Source organism: Streptomyces sp. NPDC058964 (genome assembly GCF_042741275.1).
In the GTDB taxonomy this organism is placed as follows: Bacteria; Actinomycetota; Actinomycetes; order Streptomycetales; family Streptomycetaceae; genus Streptomyces.
On sequence record NZ_JBHYKH010000558.1, the window covers coordinates 1 to 5,755 of the forward strand.

Genomic DNA, 5,755 nt, shown 5'->3' on the forward strand with positions numbered 1-5,755 from the left:
TTTTACACCCCCCCCCCGGCCGCCCTCCCACCCCACCCCCCCCCACCACGGGATTTTTGTTTCCTTTCACTCGTTTCTATGCCCCCCCCCCGTCGCCGGGGCCTACCTAACACCCCCCCCCCCCCTTCTCCATGCCCTGGCGCCTGGCGCCGCCCGCCTACTTGAGCGCCAGCAGCAGCGTGTCCGACGGGGAGCACCACACCGGGCGGGCCTCCGTGAAGCCCTTCTCGCGGAGTACGCGCGCGTGTTCGGCGGCCGAGGGCATGTCGCCGTCGGCGTGCTCGCCGTAGATCTCGAAGCGGCGGGCCGTGGGCCCGGCGAGGACCGGGTCCCCGGCGGCAAGCTGCCACCATTCGGCCCAGTCGAGGGCGCCGTCGCGCTTGGCCTGATCCATGCGGGCGTGGCGCTGGGCGCGCTCGGCCGCGTTGATCCGGGGCGTGGTCTCGTCGATCATGTGGTCCGCGTTCATGAAGACACCGCCGTCGCGGACGAGTCCCGCGACCTGACCGTAGAGGGCCGCGAGGGGTTCACTGTGGAGCCAGTGCAGGGCCGTGGCGGTCAGGACGGCGTCGTACGAGTCGTACGGCAGCTTCGCGGTCCAGTCCGGGTCCTTGAGGTCGGCACTCGCGAAGGTGACCCTCTCGTCGCCCGCGAAGGTGCCCTCGGCGATGGCGAGGAGGGCCGGGTCGAGGTCGACGCCGGTGCTGGTGGCCCGCGGGAACCTCCGCAGCAGCCGGGCGGTGATGCTGCCGGTGCCGCAGGCCAGGTCCAGTACGCGGGGTGCGGTGCCGACCAGGGCCTCGACCATGTCGAGCATGATCCGGAAGCGTTCCTCGCGGTCCGGCATGTACCACTCCTGCTGACGGTCCCAGCTCTCCTGCCAGGCCGCCCAGTCGGCACCGGTCGTCGCCGTGTGCGCGTCCGTCATCGCACCCCTCCGCCCCGTAGGTCCCGTAATACCCTGTAAGCACGACCGGCTGTTACCCGACCGCACCCACGACCATAGAGCGCCCCCGTAAGGACTACAAGTGGAACTGGCCTATTACTCGGATTACGCCGTACGTCTCGTCAACAGCGAGGAACCGGTCCGGGGCAAGGACAACCTGACCTCGGTCGAGGCCGTCCGCGACCTGTTCGGCGTCAACCAGTCGGCGGCCCGCCGCGCCACCGACTCCGACGTCACGCGCTTCCGCTCCGTACGGGCCCGGCTGCGCGCCGTCTTCGAGGCCGCCGACAAGGGCGACGAGACACTCGCGGTCGACCTGCTCAACTCGCTCCTGCTGGAGTTCCCGGTGAGCCCGCAGATCTCCGGACACGACTTCCGGGACGACGACGGCCGCCCGCTGTGGCACATGCACCTGGCCGACCACCCCTCGAACGCCACCGCGGGCTACGCGGCGATCGCGGCGATGGGCCTCGCGTTCCACCTGACCGAGTACGGCGTGGACCGCCTGGGCCTGTGCCAGGCCGGCCCCTGCCGCAACGCCTACCTGGACACCTCGACGAACCGCTCCCGGCGCTACTGCTCCGACCGCTGCGCGACACGCGCGAACGTGGCGGCCTACCGCGCCCGCAAGCGCCTGGAGGCCGACCGGTCGGACAAGACGGGCCTGGCGGCCGACAGCACCCAGCGCGCCAGCGCGAGCGGCGAGCGCTGACCTGACCGCAGCGGCCGGAAACGCAGCCGGACCCGGCCGAGGATCAGGTCCTCCGGCACGGTCCCGTAGTCGGTGCTGTCCCCTCCGGCGTACGCGTTGTCCCCGAGCACCCACCAGCCGGCCTCGCGCCGCTCCACGGCCCGCTTGACGACGAGCAGGTCCTGCTGGAACGGATGGCGCAGGACGACGACGTCACCGGGCCTGACCCTGGCCCCGTACTGCACCACGAGCAGATCCCCGTGGTGCAGCGTGGGCACCATGGACGGCCCGGTGACCTCGGCCAGTCCGAAAGGCGGGCCGGCCCTCCCACGCTCGCTCTCCTGTGACAGCTCCGGCATCCCCGGCACCTCCCCGGTCCGTTCCTCCACCAGTCTCAGTCTGACCCTGGACTTTTGTCCTAAGCCCTAGGGGGCACTCGAGAAAACCCGTCTCCCAGGGAGTAATGTCCCACCTGAGAAGACGATCACGAGGAAGGAATGCTCCATGCTTTCCCGCCTGTTTGCCCCCAAGGTCAAGGTCAGCGCGCACTGCGACCTGCCCTGCGGTGTGTACGACCCGGCCCAGGCCCGCATCGAGGCGGAGTCGGTGAAGGCCGTCCAGGAGAAGATGGCCGCCAACGACGACCCGCACTTCCAGGCGCGTGCCACCGTCATCAAGGAGCAGCGCGCCGAGCTCGCCAAGCACCACGTCTCGGTGCTCTGGAGCGACTACTTCAAGCCCCCGCACTTCGAGAAGTACCCCGAGCTGCACCAGCTGGTCAACGACGCCCTGAAGGCCCTCTCGGCCGCCAAGGCGTCCACCGACCCGGCGACCGGCCAGAAGGCCCTGGACTACATCGCCCAGATCGACAAGATCTTCTGGGAGACCAAGAAGGCCTGATCCTGGATCAGGCTCCTGGATTTTCCGGACCCCTTCGCGGTCTCCTCGCCCCCGCCGGCGTTGTGCGAAGCTGAAGGGGTGACCCTTGAGGACCTGGTACGGCTGCGGCGGGCCCGCGACCGCATGGACCGCGAATACGCCGAGCCGCTCGACATCGCCGAGCTCGCGCGTACCGCGCTGATGTCCCCGGGGCACTTCCAGCGCAGCTTCCGCGAGGCGTACGGCGAGACGCCCTACAGCTATCTGATGACCCGTCGCATCGAGCGTGCCAAGACGCTGCTGCGCCGTGGCGACCTCAGCGTGACGGACGTCTGCCTCGCCGTCGGCTGCACCTCGCTCGGCTCCTTCAGCTCCCGCTTCACGGAGCTGGTCGGCGAGACACCGAGCGCCTACCGGGCCCGCTCGCACGAGGAGAGCGCCGCGATCCCGTCCTGTGTGACCCGCGGCTTCACGCGTCCGCGTCGCCGCCGCCACTGACACCACGTTCCCCGCCGCCCTCCGGTCCTACACTGGAATCATTCAACAACGTTGCCCGTCAAGGTCTTTGACGAGAGCCGGGGGAGCCGTGACGACTGCGCGCATATCCGTCCTGAGCCGGGACCCGGTCGCGGACGCCGAGTCCCTCACGGACTGGCTCAGAGGCGAGCCGGCGCTCACCGGGAGGGTCCGGCTCGACGGCGGCGCCCCCGGACCCGGCCAGCTGGGCACCGCCCTCGACACGGTGACCGTCCTCCTCGGCGCGGGCGGCCCGCTCACCGTGCTCGCCTCCTGCCTGCGCGCCTGGATCACCCAGCCGCGCCGCACCGACATACGCCTGGAGGTCAGACGCGAGAACGGCTCCGGTGTCGAGATCGACGCCAAGCGGGTGCGCAGCGAGGACCTGGAAGCCCTGTTGCGGCGGCTCCTGGAGGAGGGACCGGACCAGGACGTACGGGAGTGACGTGCGCCTTCCCGACCCCCACCGCTCCCGGGTCGTGCTGATCGGCGCGAGCCGGTACTCCGACCCGAACCTGCCCGATCTGCCGTCCGTCCACCGCACCATCACCGACCTGGCCGGACTCCTCACCGACCAGTACTACGGACTGGTCCCGGCCGGCCACTGCACGGTGCTGCTCGACGACGGCGACCTGCGCACCCTGGGCGCACGGCTGCGGGCCGCCGTGGCCGAGGCGGAGGACCTGCTCCTCGTCCACTACGCCGGGCACGGCCTGGTCGGCGGCCGACGGCACGACCTGTACCTGGCACTGCCCGACAGCGAGTGGAGCGCGCCCGAGTTCAACTCCCTGGAGTACGAGAAGCTCCGCGACGCCGTGCTCGACAGCCCGGCCCGGGCCAAGCTCGTCGTCCTGGACTGCTGCTTCTCCGGCCGGGCCCTCGGCGACTCCCTGGCCGGGGGCGGCGAGGCCGAGCGGCTCGGACAGCTCGCGGTCGCGGGCACGTACGTCCTGACCTCGGCCCAGCGCGACCAGGTCGCCCTCGCCCTGCCGGAGGAGGAGCACACCGCGTTCTCCGGGCGGCTCATGCGACTGCTGCGCGAGGGTGTCGTGGGCGGGCCGGAACTGCTCACGATCGACGACCTCTACCGGCGGCTCCGCGCGACCATGGAGGCCGAGGGTCTGCCCACACCGCTCAACCGCGCCGCGGGAACCGCGCACGGGATCGCCCTCACCATCAACCGCGCCTTCGCCGCCACCGCGGGGCCCGAACTGCGCCGACGGCAGGTCACCGCGGTCGAACAGGGCAAGACCGGGGACTGGAAGGGCGCGGCGGAGCTGCTCCAAAAGATCCTCGACGAACAGACCCGGATCCTCGGCCGTGAGCACTCCGACACCCTGCGCACCCGCCAGTCCCACGCGCACAGCCTCGGCGGCGCGGGCGCCCCGGTGGAGGCCGCGGGGCTGCTCCGGCAGCTCCTCGCCGACCAGCTGCGGCTGCTCGGCCCCGACCACGAGGACACGCTGCGCACCCGGCAGTTCCTCGCCGTGAACCTGGGCGAGGCGGGACACCGGCAGGAGGCCGTCGGCATGCTGCGGGTGCTGCTCGCGGACCGGGGCCGGGTCCTGGGTGCGGAACATCCGCACACCCTGCGGACACGGCACGTCCTGGCCCGCAATCTCGCCCTGACCGGCGGGCGGGAGGAGGCGCTGGCGCTGTTGCGTCAGCTGGTGGCGCAGCGCGAGCGGGTGCTGGGGGCGGAGCACGCGCACACACGGCGGGCCCGGGAGGATCTGGCGGGGCTGGAAGAGCCGGGGGACGGGTGATGGCCGAGCGTTTCACCTCCGACGCGTCCAGCGTCGTGAACCACGCGAACCGGATCGCGCAGGAACTCCGGCACCAGGCCCTCGACACGGGACACCTCCTCCTGGGACTGGTCCGGGCCGCCGACCAGAACGGCACCGCGGCCGAGATCGACGACCTTCTCGGAGTCCCGGCCCCCCGGATCCGCGACTGGCTGACGGGGGCACTGGGCCCGGGGAGAGGCGTGCCGCCGGAGCACCTGCCCGCCACGGCGGAGGCCATGGCCGTCATCGCCCAGGCGCCCGTCGAGGCGCGCCTGCTCGGCGACCCGGCCGCGAGGCCGGTGCATGTCCTCCTCGCCCTGATCGCCCAGGACGGCGGCAGCGCCGTGGACGCCCTGCGGGCGAACGGCGTGGACCTCGCCCGGGTACGACGCCGGATCACCGAACGGGCCGAAGCCGGACACGCGACGCCCGCCGCGCCACCGGACCTGCTCTCCGGGATCACCCGCGACCTCGCCGCGGAGACACGTCCCGTCGTCGGACGGTCCTCCGAGATCGACCGCGTCGTCCAGACCCTCACCCGGCACCGCCGCAACGTCCCCCTCCTCGTCGGCCCGCCGGGCGTCGGCAAGGAGGCCGTGGCCACCGGCGTCGCCGCCGCCATCGCGGAGGGGCGTGTCCCGGCGGCCCTGCGCGACCGCACCGTGCGCGCGCTGGACCTCGGCGCCGTCCTCGCCGTACCGCGGCACCGTGCCCGGGGCGGCGCCCTGGTCACGGACCTGCTGGACGAGGTCAGGGCCGGGACCGGGCTCGTGCTGTATCTGAGCGGTGCCCTCACTCCCGTGCATCTTGCCGAGGGCACCACCACGCCCCTCGGTCTGTTCCGCTCGGTCCTCGGCGCCGAGGGCGGGCACCGCCCCCGGCCCGGCGGCCGCGCGCGGGGCGGGGGCGAGGGTGGGGGAAACACAAAAGATGCGA

At 72.2% G+C, this 5,755-nt stretch carries 8 protein-coding genes; 6 read left to right on the forward strand and 2 right to left on the reverse strand.

Going from position 1 to position 5,755, the window contains the following annotated elements; all coding sequences use genetic code 11:
- Window positions 1-157 precede the first annotated feature (157 nt).
- On the reverse strand, window positions 158-928 hold the full coding sequence (locus ACFW2E_RS40070; RefSeq protein ID WP_384474984.1) for a class I SAM-dependent methyltransferase: 771 nt from the start codon (window positions 926-928) through the stop codon (window positions 158-160).
- Window positions 929-1,028: 100 nt separating this feature from the next.
- Here ACFW2E_RS40070 and ACFW2E_RS40075 point away from each other — a divergent pair, with 100 nt between their 5' ends.
- Entirely contained in the window at window positions 1,029-1,658 is a 630-nt protein-coding gene (locus ACFW2E_RS40075) for a CGNR zinc finger domain-containing protein (RefSeq protein WP_384474987.1), read from the forward strand.
- Here ACFW2E_RS40075 and sodX read toward each other — a convergent pair.
- A complete protein-coding gene (gene sodX / locus ACFW2E_RS40080) occupies window positions 1,562-1,996 on the reverse strand; it encodes a nickel-type superoxide dismutase maturation protease (RefSeq protein ID WP_384475001.1) in 435 nt (144 codons plus the stop codon). The genes ACFW2E_RS40075 and sodX overlap by 97 nt on opposite strands.
- Before the next feature lie 145 nt (window positions 1,997-2,141).
- On the opposite strand from sodX, the gene sodN reads away from it, so the two are divergent.
- From sodN to ACFW2E_RS40105, 5 genes are all read left to right on the forward strand, one after another.
- A complete protein-coding gene (gene sodN / locus ACFW2E_RS40085) occupies window positions 2,142-2,537 on the forward strand; it encodes a superoxide dismutase, Ni (RefSeq protein WP_020123534.1) in 396 nt (131 codons plus the stop codon).
- A gap of 78 nt (window positions 2,538-2,615) precedes the next feature.
- A complete protein-coding gene (locus ACFW2E_RS40090) occupies window positions 2,616-3,014 on the forward strand; it encodes a helix-turn-helix domain-containing protein (RefSeq protein WP_384474990.1) in 399 nt (132 codons plus the stop codon).
- A gap of 88 nt (window positions 3,015-3,102) precedes the next feature.
- Window positions 3,103-3,477, forward strand: a complete 375-nt coding sequence (locus ACFW2E_RS40095; RefSeq protein ID WP_384474993.1) for a hypothetical protein — start codon at window positions 3,103-3,105, stop codon at window positions 3,475-3,477.
- A gap of 1 nt (window position 3,478) precedes the next feature.
- Window positions 3,479-4,798, forward strand: coding sequence for a tetratricopeptide repeat protein (locus ACFW2E_RS40100; RefSeq protein WP_384474996.1), 1,320 nt, complete (start codon window positions 3,479-3,481; stop codon window positions 4,796-4,798).
- On the forward strand, window positions 4,798-5,755 hold a 958-nt coding region (locus ACFW2E_RS40105), incomplete at its 3' end, for a Clp protease N-terminal domain-containing protein (protein WP_384474998.1). The genes ACFW2E_RS40100 and ACFW2E_RS40105, both read left to right, overlap by 1 nt.

Coding starts and splice junctions, on each gene's coding strand:
- ACFW2E_RS40070 (WP_384474984.1), bottom strand. CDS start 928: ATGACGGACGCGCACACGGCGACGACCGGTGCCGACTGGGCGGCCTGG.
- sodX (WP_384475001.1), bottom strand. CDS start 1,996: ATGCCGGAGCTGTCACAGGAGAGCGAGCGTGGGAGGGCCGGCCCGCCT.
- sodN (WP_020123534.1), top strand. CDS start 2,142: ATGCTTTCCCGCCTGTTTGCCCCCAAGGTCAAGGTCAGCGCGCACTGC.